Origin of the sequence: Nonomuraea turcica (genome assembly GCF_030718205.1) — a bacterium.
Lineage (GTDB): Bacteria > Actinomycetota > Actinomycetes > Streptosporangiales > Streptosporangiaceae > Nonomuraea.
This window is the reverse complement of record NZ_JAUZQF010000012.1, coordinates 1-18539: the sequence shown is the minus strand read 5'-3', so window position 1 is coordinate 18539 and position 18539 is coordinate 1. Positions and strand designations below refer to the sequence as shown.

General features: G+C 70.7%; 18 protein-coding genes. 8 read left to right on the top strand and 10 right to left on the bottom strand.

From position 1 onward, the window contains the following. Positions 1 to 20: 20 nt before the first annotated feature. Positions 21 to 1193: a trans-sulfuration enzyme family protein gene (locus Q9G87_RS29390; protein WP_305919746.1), complete on the bottom strand. Its 1173-nt coding sequence runs from the start codon at positions 1191 to 1193 to the stop codon at positions 21 to 23. A 59-nt stretch (positions 1194 to 1252) separates the two neighbouring features. Here Q9G87_RS29390 and Q9G87_RS29385 point away from each other — a divergent pair, with 59 nt between their 5' ends. After that, positions 1253 to 2695 carry an aminotransferase-like domain-containing protein gene (locus tag Q9G87_RS29385; protein ID WP_305919745.1) on the top strand — a complete coding sequence of 481 codons (1443 nt, stop codon included), beginning with the start codon at positions 1253 to 1255 and terminating at the stop codon, positions 2693 to 2695. A gap of 13 nt (positions 2696 to 2708) precedes the next feature. Then, positions 2709 to 3410: an alpha/beta fold hydrolase gene (locus Q9G87_RS29380; RefSeq protein WP_305919744.1), complete on the top strand. Its 702-nt coding sequence runs from the start codon at positions 2709 to 2711 to the stop codon at positions 3408 to 3410. 90 nt (positions 3411 to 3500) lie between these two features. Here Q9G87_RS29380 and npdG read toward each other — a convergent pair whose 3' ends face one another. Together npdG and Q9G87_RS29370 are read right to left on the bottom strand one after the other, a co-directional pair. Then, positions 3501 to 4154 (bottom strand): NADPH-dependent F420 reductase, encoded by a 654-nt coding sequence (npdG, locus tag Q9G87_RS29375; protein WP_305919743.1) that lies wholly within the window; start codon positions 4152 to 4154, stop codon positions 3501 to 3503. Positions 4155 to 4359: 205 nt separating this feature from the next. Continuing rightward, positions 4360 to 5502 (bottom strand): lipase family protein, encoded by a 1143-nt coding sequence (locus tag Q9G87_RS29370; protein ID WP_305919742.1) that lies wholly within the window; start codon positions 5500 to 5502, stop codon positions 4360 to 4362. 174 nt (positions 5503 to 5676) lie between these two features. On the opposite strand from Q9G87_RS29370, the gene Q9G87_RS29365 reads away from it, so the two are divergent. Continuing rightward, on the top strand, positions 5677 to 6255 hold the full coding sequence (locus Q9G87_RS29365; protein ID WP_305919741.1) for a hypothetical protein: 579 nt from the start codon (positions 5677 to 5679) through the stop codon (positions 6253 to 6255). A gap of 169 nt (positions 6256 to 6424) precedes the next feature. Here the strand turns inward: Q9G87_RS29365 and Q9G87_RS29360 are convergent, their stop codons facing one another. Next, entirely contained in the window at positions 6425 to 7381 is a 957-nt protein-coding gene (locus Q9G87_RS29360) for a LysR family transcriptional regulator (protein ID WP_305919740.1), read from the bottom strand. A 73-nt stretch (positions 7382 to 7454) separates the two neighbouring features. Between Q9G87_RS29360 and Q9G87_RS29355 the strand changes: the two genes are divergently transcribed. Both Q9G87_RS29355 and Q9G87_RS29350 read left to right on the top strand, forming a co-directional pair. After that, positions 7455 to 7706, top strand: coding sequence for a CBU_0592 family membrane protein (locus Q9G87_RS29355; protein WP_305919739.1), 252 nt, complete (start codon positions 7455 to 7457; stop codon positions 7704 to 7706). Beyond that, positions 7703 to 8347 (top strand): cyclase family protein, encoded by a 645-nt coding sequence (locus tag Q9G87_RS29350; protein ID WP_305919738.1) that lies wholly within the window; start codon positions 7703 to 7705, stop codon positions 8345 to 8347. The genes Q9G87_RS29355 and Q9G87_RS29350 overlap by 4 nt, the downstream gene beginning before the upstream one ends. On the opposite strand, the gene Q9G87_RS29345 is transcribed toward Q9G87_RS29350, so the two are convergent. Beyond that, complete coding sequence (locus Q9G87_RS29345; RefSeq protein ID WP_305919737.1) at positions 8344 to 8520, bottom strand: hypothetical protein; 177 nt, start codon at positions 8518 to 8520, stop codon at positions 8344 to 8346. The two genes, Q9G87_RS29350 and Q9G87_RS29345, sit on opposite strands and share 4 nt — an antisense overlap. Positions 8521 to 8552: 32 nt before the next feature. Between Q9G87_RS29345 and map the strand changes: the two genes are divergently transcribed. Then, positions 8553 to 9401 (top strand): type I methionyl aminopeptidase, encoded by an 849-nt coding sequence (gene map, locus Q9G87_RS29340; RefSeq protein ID WP_305919736.1) that lies wholly within the window; start codon positions 8553 to 8555, stop codon positions 9399 to 9401. 117 nt (positions 9402 to 9518) lie between these two features. On the opposite strand, the gene Q9G87_RS29335 is transcribed toward map, so the two are convergent. The 4 genes from Q9G87_RS29335 to Q9G87_RS29320 all read right to left on the bottom strand — a co-directional run bounded on the left by Q9G87_RS29335 (position 9519) and on the right by Q9G87_RS29320 (position 14034). After that, positions 9519 to 9911 (bottom strand): sensor histidine kinase, encoded by a 393-nt coding sequence (locus Q9G87_RS29335; RefSeq protein ID WP_305919735.1) that lies wholly within the window; start codon positions 9909 to 9911, stop codon positions 9519 to 9521. 207 nt (positions 9912 to 10118) lie between these two features. Continuing rightward, positions 10119 to 12095: a cytochrome c oxidase assembly protein gene (locus tag Q9G87_RS29330; protein WP_305919734.1), complete on the bottom strand. Its 1977-nt coding sequence runs from the start codon at positions 12093 to 12095 to the stop codon at positions 10119 to 10121. Next, a complete protein-coding gene (locus tag Q9G87_RS29325; RefSeq protein WP_305919733.1) occupies positions 12092 to 12706 on the bottom strand; it encodes a copper resistance CopC family protein in 615 nt (204 codons plus the stop codon). Before Q9G87_RS29325 ends, Q9G87_RS29330 begins: the two co-directional genes overlap by 4 nt. Before the next feature lie 44 nt (positions 12707 to 12750). Beyond that, complete coding sequence (locus tag Q9G87_RS29320; protein WP_305919732.1) at positions 12751 to 14034, bottom strand: helix-turn-helix domain-containing protein; 1284 nt, start codon at positions 14032 to 14034, stop codon at positions 12751 to 12753. A 61-nt stretch (positions 14035 to 14095) separates the two neighbouring features. Between Q9G87_RS29320 and Q9G87_RS29315 the strand changes: the two genes are divergently transcribed. Continuing rightward, entirely contained in the window at positions 14096 to 14230 is a 135-nt protein-coding gene (locus Q9G87_RS29315) for a hypothetical protein (protein ID WP_305919731.1), read from the top strand. Between the two features lie 233 nt (positions 14231 to 14463). Next, positions 14464 to 17370 (top strand): AfsR/SARP family transcriptional regulator, encoded by a 2907-nt coding sequence (locus tag Q9G87_RS29310; RefSeq protein ID WP_305919730.1) that lies wholly within the window; start codon positions 14464 to 14466, stop codon positions 17368 to 17370. Positions 17371 to 17412: 42 nt separating this feature from the next. Here Q9G87_RS29310 and Q9G87_RS29305 read toward each other — a convergent pair whose 3' ends face one another. Next, complete coding sequence (locus Q9G87_RS29305) at positions 17413 to 18150, bottom strand: DUF6461 domain-containing protein (RefSeq protein WP_305919729.1); 738 nt, start codon at positions 18148 to 18150, stop codon at positions 17413 to 17415. Positions 18151 to 18539: the final 389 nt, after the last annotated feature.

The following is an 18539-nucleotide window of genomic DNA, read 5'->3' as shown; positions in this document are numbered from 1 at the left end:
CACCCTAAGACGGAGGAACGCTACGACAGCGCCTGGGAGACGTCGGCCCAGAGGTCCTCGGGATGTTCGATGCCCACCGCGATCCGCACCGTGCCCTCGCCGATCCCGCTCCTGGCCAGCTCGTCCGGGCTCAGCGCGCGGTGCGAGGTGGTGGCCGGGTGCAGGATGAGCGTCTCGACGCCGCCGAGTGAGGGGGCGAGCAGCGCGAGGCGTACCGAGCTCATGAACTTCTCGCCCGCGGCCCGCCCGCCGGCCAGGTCGAACGAGAACACCCCGCCGAAGCCGGGCAGCAGCTTGCCGGCCAGCTCGTACGACGGATGCGACGCCAGCCCCGGCCAGTGCACCGCCTGGACGGCGGGGTGCTCGGCCAGCCGGGTGGCCAGGAACTCGGCGTTGGAGCAGTGGCGTTCCATGCGCAGCGCGAGCGTCTGCAGCCCGCGCAGCGTCAGCCAGGCCGCGAACGGGTCGGCCGAGGCGCCCAGCTCGATCGCGAAGTGCCAGATCCGCTCGTAGAGCGCGGTGTCGGCGAAGACCGCGAGGCCGCCCACCACATCGGTGTGTCCGGACAGATATTTGGTGGTCGAGTGGATGACGATGTCCGCCCCATGCTCGAAGGGCCGGCACAGCATCGCCGTGGCGAACGTGTTGTCCACCACGGACGGGATCCCCAGTTCGCGCGCCACCCCGCACATCCCGGGCAGATCGGCCACCAGCGTCATCGGGTTGCTGATCGTCTCCAGGTAGACGAGCCTGGTCTCGGGCCGCACGGCGGCGCGCAGCGCGGCGGGATCGTTCTCGGGCACGTACGTGACCGTGATCCCGAACCTGCCCACCAGCTCGTTGAGCATCGCGGCCGTCCCCCCGTACAGCGACCGCTGGGCGATCAGGTGGTCGCCGGGCTGGAGCAGGCCGAGCAGGACGGTGTTGATCGCGCCCATGCCGGAGCCCGCGGCAATGGCGGCCGCGCCGCCCTCGAGCCCGGCGACGGCCAGCTCCAGTGAGCGCACGGTCGGGTTGGTGTAGCGCCCGTACACGAACGCCCCGTCGGGACGCCCCATCGCGTCGGCCATCACGGCGGGGTCGTCGAAGACGAACCCCGAGGTCTGGTAGATCGGCATGGTGATCGGGCGGCTGCCCTCGACGAGCGGCTGAGGGACGTGGACGGCTCTGGTCTCGGGGCGGAAATCGGTCATGTGGCCATGATTTCCCGTGCGGGGATTCAACGTCAGAGCCAATCGGGCAGAATTGGCTCATGAATGGGGCCAATCTGGATGACCTCGTCGATCTGCTGGGGCGGTGGGCGTCGGGACGCGGCCCGCTCTACCTGCTGCTGGCGGTCCGGCTGCGGGCGCTGATCGACGACGGCGTGCTCCCACCGGGCGACGCGCTGCCGCCCGACCGGGTGCTGGCCAAGCGGCTCGCGGTGGGCCGGGGCACCGTGGTGGCGGCGTACGACCTGCTGCAGCAGGAAGGCCGCGTGGTGCGCCGCCAGGGCAGCGGCACCCGGGTGGCCCCGCTCGACCTGTCCGCGACCCGGACGGCCGACGGCGTGGTCGCCAATCCGCTGCTGCAGCACATCCTGCACCCGCCGGACGGGGTGATCCTGCTGACGTGCGCCGCTCCCCATGATCCGCCGCAGGCGTTGTTCGAGGCGTACGAGGAGGCGGGGGCGCGGCTGGCCGGCGTGCGCGACCTGGGCTACCAGCCGGCGGGCAACGCCGAACTGCGCGCCGCGCTGGCGGACTACTACTGCGCCCGCGGCGTGCCGACGACGCCGGAGGAGATCATCACGACGACGGGCGCTCAGCAGGCGCTCACGCTGCTCACCGCGCTGCTGGCGGCGCCGGGCGACACCGTGCTGACCGAGTCGCCGACGTACCCGGGCTCGCTGGAGGTGTTCAGGCACGCCGCCGCCGTGGTCAAGCCCGTGACGCCGGAGCAGCTGCGCTACGCCCTGCGCGAACGTCCCGCGTTCACCTACTTCGTCCCCACCGCGCGCAACCCGGACGGCGCCGTCATGGCCAACCACGACCGCAGGCGGCTGGTGACTCTGACCGGCGAGCACGACGTGCCGCTGATCGACGACGAGGTCTGCGCCGAGTTGTGCTTCTCCGGCGAGACACCGCCCCCGCTGGCCGCGTTCGGACCCAGAGCCGGACAGGGCGAGCACGTCATCACGATCGGCTCGCTGAGCAAGCTCGTCTGGGGCGGGCTGCGCGTGGGCTGGATCCGCGCGGCGGCGCCGCTCATCTCCCGGCTGGCCCGGCTGCGGGCCGTGCACGACCTCGGGGGCGAGGTCTTCAGCCAGCTCGCCGCCGCGGCGCTGCTGCGCCGCCTGGAGGAGGTGCGCGCGGCCCGCGTGCGCGGGCTCCGCGAGCGCCACGACCACCTGTGCGCCGAGTTGCGCGGGAGCCTGCCGTCGTGGTCGTTCGAGCCCGCCCACGGCGGTCAGACGATCTGGGTACGGATCCCGCGCGGCGACGCGGACGCCTTCTCCCAGGTGGCGCTGCGGCACGGGGTGGCGGTGCCGCCGGGCAGATCGTTCGACCCGCTGGGCGGGCACGCCGACCACATGCGGCTGCACTTCCTGTTCCCGGCCGACGAGCTTTCGCGAGCGGTGAACAACCTGGCCGCGGCCTGGGCGGTCTTCGACGGAGCGGGGCGCACGGCCTCCCGCCACACCCTCATCGTCTGAAAGTGTGGGACGTGTGGAGACGACTCTTATCGAGAAGACCTTCGTCCTCGTGCACAGCCCCTCCGTCGGACCGTCGACCTGGACTCCCGTGGCCGAGTCGCTGCAGCGCCGCGGACACGCCGCCGTGGTGCCCGAAGTGACCGGCATCTCCGTCGGCGGGCCGCCTTACTGGCCGCGGGTGGTGGCGGCGGTCAGGGACGCCACGCCCGACACGCCGGTGGTGCTGGTGGGGCACAGCAACGCGGGATTCTTCCTGCCGCTGATCAAGGAGGGGCTGGGCGATCGCGTGGTGGCGTGCGTGTTCGCCGACGCGCACATCCCGCCCCGCGACGGGCTGATCAAGGTCGCGGACGACGGCTTCCTGCCGTTCCTGCACGATCTGGCCGGGCCCGACGGGGTGCTGCCGCGCTGGACCGACTGGTGGGACGAGGAGGACGTGGTGGCCATGCTGCCCGATCCCGCCGTACGCGTGCGGGTCGCGGGAGAGCAGCCGCGGCTGCCGCTCGACTACTACACACAGTCCATCCCCGTGCCCGCCGGGTGGGACGAGGTCAGGTGCTCGTGCCTGTGGTTCGGGCCTCCGTACGACAAGGTCGCCGAGGAGGCGCACCGGCGGGGCTGGCCGGTGACCCGCGTCCCCGGCAACCACCTGCACCAGATCGTCGACCCAGAAGGCGTCACGGACGCGCTGCTGAAGCTGTCGCGCAAGTCGTGAATTCGGGCTGACCGGCCGGGCAGGGCACGACGATCCGCAACAAGATCGACGCCATCCGGATCGCCGATGAACGCCCGCTGGCTGTGATCTTCAGATGTCGGTGATGCGCAGCCCCGCGTGCGCCTTGTAGCGGCGGTTGACGGAGATGATGTTGGCGGTGAGCGCCTCGATCTGGTGGGCGTTGCGCAGCCGGCCGCCGTAGACGCCGCGCACGCCCGGAATGACGTCCGCCAGCGCCTGCACCGTGTCGGTCGCCTCCCGGTCGTCGCCCAGCACCAGGACGTCCAGGTCCACCTTGTCCACCGCCGGATCCATCAGCACGACGGCCGACACGTGGTGGAAGGCCGCCACCACCCGGCTGTCCGGCAGCACCGCCGCGGCCTGCTGGGCGGCGCTGCCCTCCTCGACGGGCAGCGCGTACGCGCCCTGCTTGTCGAACCCGAGCGGGTTCACGCAGTCCACCACGATCTTCCCTGCCAGCTCGGCGCGCAGGGACTCCAGCAACGCCTTGTGGCCCTCGTACGGCACCGCCACGATCACGATGTCGGCCTGGGCGGCCACGGCGGCGTTCTCACCACCCGTGACGCCCGACCCGATGGAGTCGGCCGCGTCCTGGGCGCGTTGCGCGCTGCGCGAGCCGATCAGCACCTGATGGCCCGCCAGCGCGAACCGCCGCGCCAGCCCCTTCCCCTGGTCGCCGGTGCCGCCGAGAATGCCGATGGAAAGCCCGTTCACGTCAGTCATATGCCGCATCATGCCAGCACCCCGCTCCCACCCCACCGCCGCCCACACCCTCCGCCACCGCCCGCCGCCTTCCAGCGCCCGGCCTGCGCCGTGCGGCGCCGGCCCGTCGCCAGCAGGATGATCGGCCACTCAACAGCCGGCAGCACCGGCAAGTCACAGCCGGGCCCGGGACAGGGCCAGGGCCCGGCTGTGCGATCGCAGGCCGCTAACAGTTGCCGAACGCCGGCAGCCCGAGTATCCGCAGCGTCAGCCACTCGATGGCGAGCGGCCCACCCTCAACGGCCCCCGTGACATGATCGGGCGCGGGCAGCGCCATCCACCGTACGTTCACCCCCGCCCGGCAGTACTCCGAGCGCAGAGTGGACCCCACCGCGAGCGGAATGATCTCGTCACCCCTGGCGTGGTACAGGAACATCGGCACCCGCGGCGTCACCGCCCCGAGCCGGTTCTCGGCCAGCCGGGCCAGCCACTTGGGCTGGTTGAGCAGGTCGATCGGGCTCAGGTCCGAGAAGCGGAGCCCGGCGAGCCTGTCGAGGTCCCCCACGCAGTCGTCGGCGGCGTCGGCGAGCAGCGCCCGTCCCCGGTCGTTGAGATCGGCCTCGAGGTCGAGCTCGGGGTAGGCGGCGTCGAGCCCGACCCCGGCGGCCGCGGCCAGCCCGAAGTTCTCGCCGCCGTCCAGGTGGCTCGCCACGGCGCGCAGGTCGGCGGGCACGCCGCCCGCGGCCACGCCCCTGAGCCTGAGGTCGGGCGCGTAGGCGGGCTGCAGCTGAGCGGCCCACCCGGCCGACGCGCCGCCCTGAGAGTAGCCCATGACGGCGACCGGCGCCCGGGTCGACAGCCCGGCCGCCGGCACCCGCATGGCGGCCCTGACCGCGTCGAGCACGGCGTGGCCCTGCGAGATCCCCGCCATGTAGGTGTGCTGCCCCGGCGTCCCGAGGCCTTCGTAGTCGGTCACGACCACGGCGAACCCTTTGAGCAGGAACAGGCTGACCAGCGCCAGCTCGGCCTCCCTGCCCTCGCTCATGCTGACGGACGGGGCGCACTGGTCGCCAAGGCCGTGGGTGCCGGTGGCGTACCCGATGATCGGGCGCGTGCCCAGCGGGTAAGCGCTCTTGGGCACGAGCAGTGTGCCGGACACCGCGTTGAGCGCGCCGATGGCGGAGGTGGAGTGGTAGAGGATGTGCCAGGCGTTGACCGGCACCTCGAGCAGCTTCCCCGGCAGGAGGTAGACGGTGGTGGGCTGTGCGGAGACCACGTCTCCCGCCGTCGCGGCGCGCGCGGGGGCCGTGGTGAGGGACACGATCAATAACAGGATCACGGACACGCTGACGCGGACACGTAAGTTCATGTGCCGCCCCTCTCCCTAAGGATCACTCGACTTGGGACGGCGGCGCCGCGAGCCGATCGTTACCCGAGGGTAACTCCATGTCAAGGCCCGAAATGACGGAGAAACACAGCTTGTGTCAATACATCACTCGCGAAACAGCTCCCCCGAACGGACTCGTCAGGCACCATGGAACCCATGGACTCAGGATCGGTAGCCCTTCTGCGCGAACTCCTGGCCCAGACCGGCTGGCTCGAACGCGCCCGCGAGCTCGGCCACGCCCTGCGCGCCACCCGCTCCCCCGGCGGCCTGCTGCTGGTGGGCACCCCTGACGACGAGCCATGGCACCTGACCGCGCATCTCGGCGACGAGGCCCGGTTCTCCGGTCTGCCGCAGCTGACGCCCACCCTGGTGCGCTGGGCGCCGCCCCTCGACGCGCCCGCCCACCTGCGCGTCGGCCTCGACCGGCTGGAGCAGGCGGCGCGGGGCGAGACGTTGTTCGTGCTGTCGGAGCAGCAGGCACCGGTGCCGCTGCTCGAGCGGGTGAACGACGCCCGCCACACGGGCGCGACCATCCTGGCGATCGAGGGCGGCGACACGGAGCTGGCCGGTCTGGCGCACGACAGGATCGCGGTGCCGCGGGACGGGCTGGTGACGTTCGACGGCGCGCAGCATCTGGTGAGCGCGGCGGCCGGGGAGGTGGAGCAGCGGCTCGGCCTGCGCGCCCGCCTGGCCCGCCTCCTGGAGAAGGTCAGCGGCCCCCAACTGGCCGACTGAGCCGCAGCCCTCACTACGCGGCCAACCGCCGACCGTCCCCGTCCCCCGACCACACCGGCCACACCGTCCGGCCACACGGCCCAGCCGAGCACCAGCCAGCCACACAGCCCGACCAGGCACAGTCCGGCCGGGCGGGTCCAGGAGCCGAGCAGGTCCAGGAGCCGGGCGGCTACGAGTCGAGCGGTTCGGGGGTGCGCAGACGGCCGCTGAGAGGCGTCGCCAGGGCCGCCGTGGCCTCCTCGATCGCGCCGATCACCACGGCCTGCACCGGGTCCGGCTCCCCCGACCTCGTACGGCTGACCCGAGTCACGGCGTCCAGCCGCCGCGCCCCCACATCCCGCAACCCGCTCACCCGGACCTCGCCTTCGGGCACGTCCAGGAGGGCCAGGGCCGGCACGATCGCCACCCCGTGCCCAGCCGCCACCAGCGCCAGCGTCGGCCCGAACTCCGTGATGACGTGCACCCTGCGCGGCTCGAACCCGTGCAGCCCCGCCAGCCGCTCCAGCGCCTGCCCGGTCGCCTGGCTCGGCTCCCCGGCCACCCACGGCACCTCCGTCAGGTCGGCGAAGGCACGCGGCGGGTCCGGCCAGTCGGGCGGCAGCACGATGCGGTACTCGTCCACGTAGAGCAGGCGCGTGCTCAGCGACGGCTGCGACAGCGCGGGCAGTCCCATGTCCTGCTCGGTGATGAGCACGTCCACCGCGCCCATCCGCAGCTCCTGCAGCGCGGGCTGGCCGTAGATCTCGTGGATGATCGGTGTGATCTTGGGATGCCGTACGGCGAGCTCCCGCATGGCCGGCACCAGCACGTGCGTGATCACCGTGGGGAACGCGGCGATGTGCACGGGCCCGGCCAGCCGTTCGGTGAACCGGGTGAGCTCCCGCCTGGCCTCCAGCAGCTCCTCCTCCACCCGTTCGGCGTACCCGGCCAGCACCCGCCCGGCCGGGGTGAGCGAGACGCTGCGCTGGGAGCGGTCGATGAGCGCCAGCCCGACCTCGCGCTCGAGCTGGGCGAGCTGCTGCGACACCGCGGAGGGGGTCAGGTGGAGCGCCTCGGCGGCCCGCATCACGCCACCGCGGCGGGCGACCTCATGCAGGACGCGCAGCCGCCGAGGATCAATGTCCATGAAGGTTAGCTTACGACCACCTTTAGGTTTCTTTATTTGTGCTTCAGCGCCAAATTTCCGGACAATGGCGCCCATGGATTTGCTCCTCGCCGTCATCGGGTGGGCGGGCGCCGCCGCGCTCCTGCTCGGCTACGCCCTGGTATCGTCGTCCCGCCTTTCCGGGGACGGGGTGGCATACCAGCTGCTCAACCTGTTCGGCTCGGTCGGTCTCATGGTCAACAGCGCCTACAGCGCCGCGTGGCCCTCGGCCGGGCTCAACCTGGTGTGGGCCGCGATCGGCGGGGTGGCCCTGATCAAACTCGCACGCGTAGGAGTGGCCAAATGATCGTCGAGCTCAGCCATCGCATCGTCGACGGCATGGTGACCTATCCCGGCATCCCCGGCCCCAAGCTGGGCGTGCATCTCAGCCGGGAGGACTCCCGCGAGGTGTACGCGCCCGGCACGGAGTTCCACATCGGCATGATCACCTTGGCCGCCAACACCGGCACCTACCTGGACACGCCCTACCACCGCTACGCCGACGGCCCCGACCTGTCACAGGTGCCGCTGACCAAGCTCGCCGATCTCCCGGGACTCGTCGTGCGCGCGCAGGGACCGCGGGAGGTGGTCCTGGACCAGGGCCTGGACGTACGCGGCAAGGCCGTGCTGATCCACACCGGCTGGGACCGCTACTTCGGCACCGACGCCTACACCCACGGCCACCCCTACCTGGCGCCGGAGTCGGCCAAGTGGCTGGCCGAGCAGGGCGCGGCGCTGGTCGGCATCGACTCGCTCAACATCGACGACACCCCGCCGCACGGCGAGCGCCCCGCCCACACGATCTTGCTGGAGGCGGGGATCCCGCTGGTGGAGCACCTGACGGGCCTGGCGGAGCTGCCCGGCGAGGGCTTCCGCTTCCATGCCGCGCCACCGATGATCGCCGGCATGGGGACCTTCCCCGTCCGGGCCTACGCCATCGTTGCCTAATCGTCGTCCTCGTCGGCCTCGTCCCATGCCTTGTTGCGCTCGGCGGCGCGTTGCAGTGCCCCGGCCGCCTCCTGCTCGGAGGAGTAGGGACCCATCCGGTCCTTGTTGGGGCAGCCCTGCTCGGGCTCGACCCGCATGTGCTTGAGACAGAACCACCACTGGCCTTCGCTCACGAGGTCAATTCTGCCCCGTAGACTCCTAGTTCATGACGACACTGCTCCAGCCAGGGCGAGTTTCGCCCTTGCGAAAGGTCCCCGCCCACATCGAGCGGCCGGAGTACGTCGGCAAGAAGCGCCCCAAGATCGGCGAGTCCGACGTGAAGACCCCCGAGATCATCGAGCGGATGCGGGTGGCGGGCAGGATCGCCGCCCAAGCGCTCGAGGAGGTGGGCAAGCACGTCCAGCCGGGCGTCACCACCGACGAGCTCGACAGGATCGGCCACGAGTTCCTCCTCGACCACGGCGCCTATCCCAGCACACTGGGCTACAAGGGCTACCCCAAGTCCCTGTGCACCTCGATCAACGAGGTGATCTGCCACGGCATCCCCGACGACACCGTGCTGCGCGACGGTGACATCGTCAACGTCGACATCACCGCCTATATCGGCGGCGTGCACGGCGACACGGACGCGACGTTCCTGGTGGGCGAGGTGGACGAGGAGTCGCGGCTGCTGGTCGAGCGCACCCGCGAGGCGACGATGCGCGCCATCAAGGCGGTCGCCCCCGGCCGCCAGCTCAACGTGGTGGGGCGGGTCATCGAGGCGTACGCCAAGCGCTTCGGCTACGGCGTCGTCCGCGACTTCACCGGCCACGGCATCGGCACGAGCTTCCACTCCGGCCTGATGGTCCCCCACTACGACGACCCGACGCTGCGGGTGGAGCTGGTGCCCGGCATGACGTTCACGATCGAGCCGATGCTCACGCTGGGGACGATCGAGTACGACATCTGGCCGGACCAGTGGACCGCGGTGACGAAGGACCGCAAGCGCACGGCCCAGTTCGAGCACACGATCGTGGTCACGGAATCGGGCAGCGAAATCCTCACCCTCCCGTAATCCAACACCGCCGCCCGCAGCTCCGGCCGGTTGCCGACGCGCCGCCGGCGCCGCAGACCCGCGGCGGCGGCAGCGCGGAACAGACCTCCGTGACTGCAACGCTCCAATCCGGCACGCTCAGTGACGCTGTGTGGGCACCACCCCGGTGATCGTGGTGCCTTCGCCGTGCACACTGTTGACCGACAAACTGCCCCCGACCTCGGCGAGCGCCGCCCGCATCCGCGCGATCCCCCGTCCCGCCCCCGTCGCAGGGAAACCCTGGCCGTTGTCGCTGACGGTCATGCGCAACCCGCTCTTGCCGACCGTCACGGCGATGGACACGATCCTGGCCCTGCTGTGCTGCTCCACGTTGTCCAGGGCCTCACGCAGGGTGGCCATGACGCTGCTGGAGACGCGGGATGGGACGTCGGTGGCCGGCAACGCCCAGGTCTCAACGGCGATCCCGGTGCGTTCCGACCATTCGGCGAGGTAGCTCTCGAGCGCCTCGGCCAGGCTTTGCCCCCCGCGCATGCGTGTCTCTTCCGACAATGGTTCTCGCCTTCCTCGGCACCCCGGGCCGGCGCCGGTCCCCACTCCGGCGCTCTCACTGGCGGTGCGCAATCCCCCCTCAAGGCTGCGCTCGCTAGCTGACGAGGTTATGCCCGTCTCCCCTGAGAGAAAGGCTACCTGGCGGTCCAGAGACTTGTAGTTGGAAGATAGGAGGGCATGGCCGAACCGCTACTCGCCCTTGTCAGCGCGGTTGAGACGGGCGAGATAGGCGTTGTAGGAGTCGAGTTCTGGATCTCCCGCGCCGGTCCGTTCGGCCCTGCGGTCGGAGCGCCGCGCCTGCCGGGAATCGTCCTTGTACCACTGCACGGCGATGGCCAGCAGCACGATCAGCGTCGGGATCTCGCCGAACCCCCACGCGATGGCGCCGCCGTCCTGCTGGGTCTGCAGCAGGGTGTCGCCCCAGGTGCGGCCGAGCTGCTCGTACCAGCCGGAGGCGATCACCGTGCCCATCATCATCAGCGCGATGCCGAAGAACGCGTGGAACGGCATGGTGACGAAAAGCATGAGCAGCCGCCCGACGTGCGGGAGCCGGTTGGGCCCGGGGTCCACCCCGATGATCACCCAGAAGAACAGGCACCCGCTGATCAGGAAGTGCAGGGTCATCCAGATGTGCCCGAGGTGCTCCGTCATGGCGGACTCGAACAGCGGCGTGAAGTAGAGCGCGTATGTGGAGGCGATGAAGATGGACGTGGCGACGAGGGGATGCGTGACGACCTTGGTGAACCGGCTGTGCAGGATCGTCGTGATCCACTCCCGCGGTCCCCGGTCGCCCTTCCTCGCAGCGGGCTTGAGCGCGCGCAGGGCCAGCGTGACGGGTGCCCCGAGGACGAGGAAGATCGGCACGATCATGGAGAGGGTCATGTGCTCGATCATGTGAATGTCGAACATGACCTGGGCGTATCTGGCCAGCCCGCTCTGCGTGGCGAACACCAGCAGCGCGACGCCGGCGAACCAGGAGACCGTGCGCCCCGGCGGCCAGCGGTCGCCGCGCCGCGCGAGCCTGCGTACGCCGATCCCGTAGAGCCCGGCGAGCACGGCGGCCACCACGGCGAAGAACAGGTCGAACCACCACAGGGCGAACACGTTCGCCACGGTGATCTCCGGCGGGAGGGGGAAGCCGAGCAGCTCGAACGCCCGGTCGGCGGGGATGCTGAAGTCGGGCGGCGGCGTGCGCGACAGCGCGACGGCCACGCCGACGGTGGCGAGCATGAGCAGCGTCTCGCCGCCGGCCAGCCGGGTGAACGCCCCGGGCCTGCCGGACGCGAGCTGGGCCAGGGTGCGCCCCCTGTGCCAGTAGCCCACGTAGCCGAGCAGCACGAATGCGACGATCTTCACGACGGCGAGCACGCCGTATTCGGAGGTCCACAGGTCGGACACCGCGCCCAGCCGGGCGACCAGGCTGAACACCCCGGACAGCCCGACCCCGATGTAGCACCACAGGGCCATCTTGGAGAATCGGGTGGCGGCCACGTCCAGTTGCGGCTGGCGCCGCAGGGCGTGCGTGGCCAGCACGACCAGCCCGCCCACCCACAGAGCCAGCGCGAGCAGGTGCAGCGACACCGCCGAAGTGGCCAGGTCGTGGTTGGGCGAGGAGGAGGTGTGCCCGGTGAGCGGCGCGGGCAGCAGCGTCACCAGTGCGAACACCAGCAGTCCCGCCGCGGCGCCCGCGGTGATCGCGCCCCGTGAGAACAGCGCGATCGCCACGCCGAACAACACGACCAGAGTGAGCGCCACGCCCTGTGTGGTCTGGGTGGCGTAGCTGCTGAGGATGGGGCCGTCGAGGATCTGGGGCACGGTGCGGCCGATGGACTCGGCGGCGCCGAACACGATCGCGAGGAACGCCCCGCCGGCCCAGGCCAGCGCCGCCCACGAGGCGGCCTTGACGTAGTGGAGCGCGGGCTTGCCCAGCACGCCCTTGTCGTTGGGCAGCAGCGCGGCGGCCATCAGCAGCAGTCCGACGGTGAGGAGTCCCGCGCCGTCCATGAGGAGCTTGGACACGGGCAGGCCCCACCTGACGACCGCGCCGGAGTCGGGCAGACCGGGAATGATTCTGGGGAAGGCCCTGCCTCCGGCGATCATGCCGAGCACCAGCGCGACGACCGCGGCCGCCGCTCCCGCGAACGCGAGACGCGCCGCCCTGCTCATGGCTTCCTTCTCCGTGCGCTGAGGAGGAAGCCGATGCCGATGCCGATGAGCCCGCCGACCACGATGATCAGCCAGACGGGGAAGCCAGCGTCCTGGGTGGCCGACGCCTGGTCGGCCTCCAGCGACGCCTGCCCCGCGGGCGCGGAAGCACCGGTCGGCGCCGCACTCGGCGACGCCTCCCCCGTCCCAGACGGCTCGGGGGTCGCGGACGCGTTACCGGACGGCTCAGGGCTTGGAGACGCCGTCTTCGCGCCCTTGACCGTGAACGGGATCTCCCCTTCGATCGGATGCCCGTCGGACGACACGACCCGGTAGGCGATCGTGTATTTCCCGTCCGGCAGCGGCCCCTTCACCGCCTGCGTCACGACCTTGCCGTCGACCTGCGGGTCACCGGCCTGCCGCGGGGTGTCCCCGGGCCCGCGCACGATGACGAACGGCATGCGCACCGTGGCGCTGAACTCGAGCTTGACCTCGTCCAGGGCCTCGACCTCCGCCCCCTTGGCCGGGGTGCTGCTTTTGAGCGCGTCATGCGCCAGCGCCGGCCCGGCGGCGCCGAGAACGAGCAGGGCGGCGAGTATCGCGACGAGTGCCGCGAGCGGGGATGTCTTCATGGCATCCTCAAGGCTACCGACGCCACTGCCCGGTCCGGACCGCGCTACAGCCCCACGCAGGCCAGCGCCCGCTGGTACGCCTCCACCGTGCCGTCGGAGTCGCCCAGCTGCTCCATGGTCTCCGCCGTGGCATACCAGGTGGAGGCGGAACGGCGTGAGTCGGGCAGCGGCGTCAGCCAGTCGCGTACGGAGGCCGCGTGCCCGGCGGCCTCATCGGCCCGGCCGACGGAGCCGTAGATCCTGCCGAGCAGGAGGCCGGCCTCGGCGCCGAGTGCGTGCCCGAACTCGGGCAGCAGGTCCCGGCCGATCAGGGCGTGCTCGACGGCCTTGTCCAAGTCGCCGGTCATGTATTCGGCGTACGCGAGCTCCACGTGGACTCGGGCCCGGTCGATCTGGCTGGTGGAGGTCTGCTCGAACTCGGCCACCGTCGCGCGGAGCGCGTCGCGCACGGCCTGGGCCTCATGGGGGCGGGCCCTGAGCCGCTTCTGCAGGAGCGCGAGGCGCATCCTGGCGATGGCGCGGGGCTGGCCGTTCTCGACCTGTACGGCCATGGCGCGCTCGGCGAACGACAGCGCCTCCTCGTCGTGGCCGGTGATGTTGGCGACGCTGGAGGCATTCCAGTTGGCGGCCACGATGGCGCGGGGCGTGCCGAGCACGTCGGCGGCGTTGAGGAGCTCGGCCGCGAACTGGCGGGCACGCAGCAGGTCGCCACGCTGGTAGTAGGCGGACAGCAGGGTGGCGCCCAGCTCGACGAGCTGATCGGTCCAGGGAAGGCGCTCGTTTCCGACCAGCATCCGCTCGCCCACCTCGACCGCCTCGGTCAGCCGCTCACTGTCCCGATAGGCGCGGCAGAGCACCATCGCGACCTCGATGCGGCGCTCGGGGGACAACTCCTCGTCGCGGAGACTGAGCAGGATGGAGATCGCCTCGTCGACATCTCCGCACGCCTCGTGAGCGAGGGCGAGACCGAACTCGGTGTCCTGACGAAGAGAGGTGAGCCCGGTCAGGTTGTTGTTGGACAGGAGCTCGGTGTAACGGGTGCGTGCCTCGTTGACCTCGCCGTTCTCGAGCGCCAGCCGCGCGTAGCCGAGGGCCAGCTCGATGTCCTCCATCTGCTCTGCGGTGACGCCGTTGATCAGATAGGACAGGGAGCAGTCCAGTTTCTGGGCCAACAGCTCCAGAACCGCCGGGGTCGGGGTACGCTTGCCACTCTCGATCAACGAGACGTAACTGTCCGACAACTCGGGGTGCGCCAGCTGTGCCTGTGACAGGCCGCGTTGTCGCCGAACCGTCTTGATGCGGAGTCCGACTAGGTCAGATGTAGTCACAGTTTTCGCTCCCTGAGAAGATGAAGTCCGAGCAACCCCCACATAGGCGAGGGAGAACCCCATGCGCATGCGTATTGCCCTGTCCGCCCTGATCACCGCGGTCGCGGTCGCGACGACCATTGGAGGTAATGTTACGGCCGCAAGTGCCGACGCGTCTTCCCTCTATTCAGCGGTGGACAACAGCGACTGCTGTTGAGCTGAGCTCCGCAAGAGGGGGCGCATACGCCCGCCACTGGCTCGACACCGCACCGCGCCTTGGGCAACGCACCTCATGTGCCCTCTCTTCCGGGTCCCCACCCCAGCGCTGAGGACAGCTTAGCGACCGGCCTCTATATTCGATCTACATCGTCTCGGGCCCCTCTTCACGGGATCTCAAAAGAGACTACGCTGCCGTCCTGGCACGGATGGGGGGCGACGACGGAGGCTGGCGTGAGCGAGGGGATCTTCATTCGCCTGCTGGGAGCGGTGACAGCCGTGCGCGGCTCCGTCTCCCTCGACCTCGGCCCGGCCAGACAGCGTGCCGCGCTCGCCATTCTCGCCGCCGCACCCGGCCGTCCCGTCCCGATGGGCCGGCTGGTCGCCGGAATCTGGGGTGAGCGGGCGCCGCGCAACGCCGAGCAGAGCGTCTATACCTACATCGCCGGGCTGCGTCGCGCCTTCGAGCCGGACCGGGGACGCCGTGAGCCGTCGCGGGTGCTGGCAGGGTCGCCGGCCGGCTACGTCTTATGCGTGGAGCCCGGGCAGGTGGACGCGTTGTCGTTCGCCGAGCGAGTGAGCCAGGCGCACCAGGCGCGGCACGCCGGTGACGACCGCCGGGCCCTTCACCTCCTCGACCAATCCCTGGCCATGTGGCGGGGCACCGCGCTGAGCGGGTTGCCGGGGCTGTTCGCGGAGGCGGAACGCGCCCGTCTGGAAGACCTGCGGCTGGCGGCGGCCGAGCACCGCGCGGACGTCCTGCTGCGGCTGGGGCGTCACCAGGAGGCTACCGACGAGCTCCGTGACCTCACCCGCCATCATCCCCTGCGCGAGCCGGCGCGGGAGCTGCTCATGACGGCTCTGCTCCGCTCGGGCCGCCGGGCCGAGGCGCTGGAGGTGTACGAGGAGGGCAGGGTCCTGCTCGCCGAGGAGCTGGGCCTGTCGCCGGGCGAGGGGTTACGCCGGTGCCACGAGATGGTGCTACGTGCCGAACGCCCCGACCAGAAGCCCGATACCCCCGCCCAGGCGCCCGAGACGCCCGCTCGAGGACCGGAAACCCCTGGCCCGGGAACCGACGCCTCCGGGGATCCTGAGACACGTACGCTCGTGCCACATCAGTTGCCCCGCCCGCTGGCGGAGTTCGTGGGCAGGGTGAGGGAGGCCGTACGGCTGAAAGAGCGGCTGGCACCGTGGGACGACAGCCCACCCGGCCCGCTCGTGATCATCTCCGGCCCGCCAGGCGTCGGCAAGTCGGCCTTGGCCGCGCACGTCGCCCACATGGCGAAGGCCCGCTTCCCCGACGGTCAACTCTATGTGAACTGCCGGGGCGCCACGCCGGAGCTGCCCCCGCTCACCGCTCTGGACATGCTCGGCCGATTCCTTCGGGGGCTCGGCGTGCCGGCTCAGTCCGTGCCCGCGGACCTCGACGAGGCGGCCGCCATGTGGCGCAGCCGCCTGCACGGCCGGCGGGTGCTGGCGCTTCTGGACGACGTCGCAGACCTGGGGCAGATACGGCCCATGCTGGCGGTGCCCTTCGGCAGCGCGCTGCTGGTGACCAGCCGCGAGAGCATGTCCTGGAGCGAGGACGCCTACCAGCTGGAACTCGGCCGGATGTCTCAGGCGGAGGCGGCCACGATGCTGGCCAAGCTGGCCGGCGCGGAACGAGTCGCGGCCGACACGGGCGAGACCGCGCGGCTCGTACACCTGTGCGAAGGCCTTCCGCTGGCCCTGCGCATCGCCGGGGCGCGCCTGGCCGGCCGTCCTGACTGGAGCGTCTCGGCGCTGACGGCTCGGCTGAGTGACGAGCGGCGCCGCCTGCACGAGCTGTCCGCGGGCGACCTGGCCGTACGCTCCAGCCTGTCCGCCAGCCACACCGCCCTCGAACGCGGCCCACGCCCGGTGGACCGGCTGGCCGCGCACGCCCTGGCGCTGCTCGGCCGGTTGCACGTGCCGGAGGTGACCGCGGAGGCGGCGGGCGCGCTGCTCGCGGTCACCGCCCCGGAGGCGGAGGCGGCGCTGGAGCGGCTGGTGGACGCGCACCTGCTCGATCGCCTCGGCCCCTCCCGCTACGAGCTGCACGACCTCGTACGTCTCTTCGCCGGCGAGCTGCGGCCGGCCGGGGCCCGCGAGGCGCTGATCCGCGCGCTGTCGTACTACGCCGCCTCCACGCGCCTGGCCAGCCACGTCAGCGACCCGCACCGTTCGCAGGCCGCCGGACAGGTCGACGCGGTTCCGCACGTGGTCGGCGACGCGGCGCAGGCCAGAGCATGGCTCCAGGAGGAGGAGGCCGTCCTGATGGCAGCGGCGCGCCAGGCACTCGGCTCCTCCGACGAGACGATCGCCCGGCTCGGCATCAACCTCGCCTTCGGACTGCTCTGGGAGCAGGAGCGGACCTTCCGCATGGCCGAGATGTACGAACTCAACACCCTGGCGCTGCGAGCCGGCGAACGGCTCGGCGACGAGGCAAGCACCATGCTCGCCCACGGACACATCGCCAACGCCCTGCGCATGACGGGACGCACGGACGAGGCCCTCGCGCACTTCCAGGCCGAGTTGGCGATCGCCAGGCAACTCGGCGACTCTTTCCGCGAGATGTGCACGCTCGGTAACCTCGCCACCGCCTGCAACTCGGGTGAGCGCCATGAGGAGGCACTGCCCTGGGCCGAGCGTCAGCTGGAGCTGGCCAGGCGCATCGGCGCCCGCGTCGGCGTACGGTACGCGCTGATGGTCATGGGCGGCGCCCTCGTGGGCGTGGGGCGTCCGGAGAAGGCACTCGACCCGCTGCACGAGGCCCTGGCCAACGCCAAGGAGGCGGGAGACGCCAGCCACGAGGCGGGGATCCGCTTCGCGCTCGGCGAAGCCTACCTCGCCATGGGCGACCCGGAGCAGGCCCTGCCCCATCTCCTCGCGGGCCGCGACCTGATCACGGCGGACGGCTACCGGATCGGACTGCTGCGCTGCCTGGTCGCGCTGTCGAGGACCTACCGGATGCTGGGCGACCTCGACCGAGCACTCGCCGTGCTGCACGAGGCGGCCGCCGCGGGAGGCGGCCTCGGGCACGCCCGCTGGGAGCGGCGGCTCAGGGACGAACAAGCCGCGGTGCACGAAGCGCGCGGCTCCGCGCCTGTGCACCGGGTGTGATCACATTCAGCGCAGCGGTCAGTGTCCGCCGTCCGCTGCCGCCTATGCCTGGGCGCTTGCCTCGTCGCGGTTTACCTGCTGCGGGTCACCTCGCCGGATCGCCGCAAACAGCTCGACAGTCGTGTGCGATGTTGTCCCCTGCTGCCCATCGCCATCTTCTAGGCTGTCGTCAGCCTGAGAGCCGACAACACCACCCACAAACGGACCGTTCAGCACTTCCGGAGTCAGCACGACGCCGGTCAGCCGGGCCGCGAGCATCAGTACTTCGCTCATTGTCGGAGCACCGGTGCTGATGGCTTCGTCTCCGGCGACGTCTCCTCCCGGTAGGAACGTTGGATCAACACCTACCTCCCGCATCGCGTCGATGAGGCGATCCGGATCGCTGCCGTACCGCCATGCGGGCTTCCTCGGGTCGAAGGAAGTCAGTCGATCCCCGTCGATGGCATACGCGAACAGATCGGTCGCGTAGTCGTGCCGCAGGACGGACACGAGCTCCGTCCCGGCCGACAGCGCTCGCATTGTATCCAGTTCTGTCGCCTCGCTGCCGTTCCGCTCGATGAGCACGACCCAACCCTTAAGACGCCCAGCCAGAACCGTGTGCGGGAACAGTCCCGCATCCGTCAATTCCCTGTAGCTCAGCGGCCGGATGCTCTCCTCGGCGGCGCCTAACCGCCGTAGCGCCTCCGCCGCTTCCAGACCTCGTAGGAATGTCAGACACCATACGTCGCCCAACTCCCACCCGTCGGCGAGCCAGCTGACATCGGCGTAAGTGATTTCCACTCCAAGCGCTCCTCGTGCGTTATCCACTCTCCGATTGCGAATAGTGGCGAGACGTAGCATCCCTCCAGGGGTTACGGAGGCACAGCAGGACGTTTTAGCCACCGCCCACAACCGCGTCGTGCCCATCGGAGTGTTTTGGCCTGAAGGCGCCGCACGTTGATCGCAAAGGTCACGACCATACGGACGACGTGGACCCGCTCCTGACCATCTACGGCGACCCCGCCGTGACGAAGTACATAAGCTCTGAACCACGAACCCGCGACTAGGCCGTGTTTCATAAGGCACTGAGCCACTCGTTGATCGCGGCGATGGTGAGTGTGGCCTCGAAGCGGACAGCGAGCTTGTCGTACCTGGTGGCCATGGCGCGGTTGCGTTTGAGCTGGTTAATG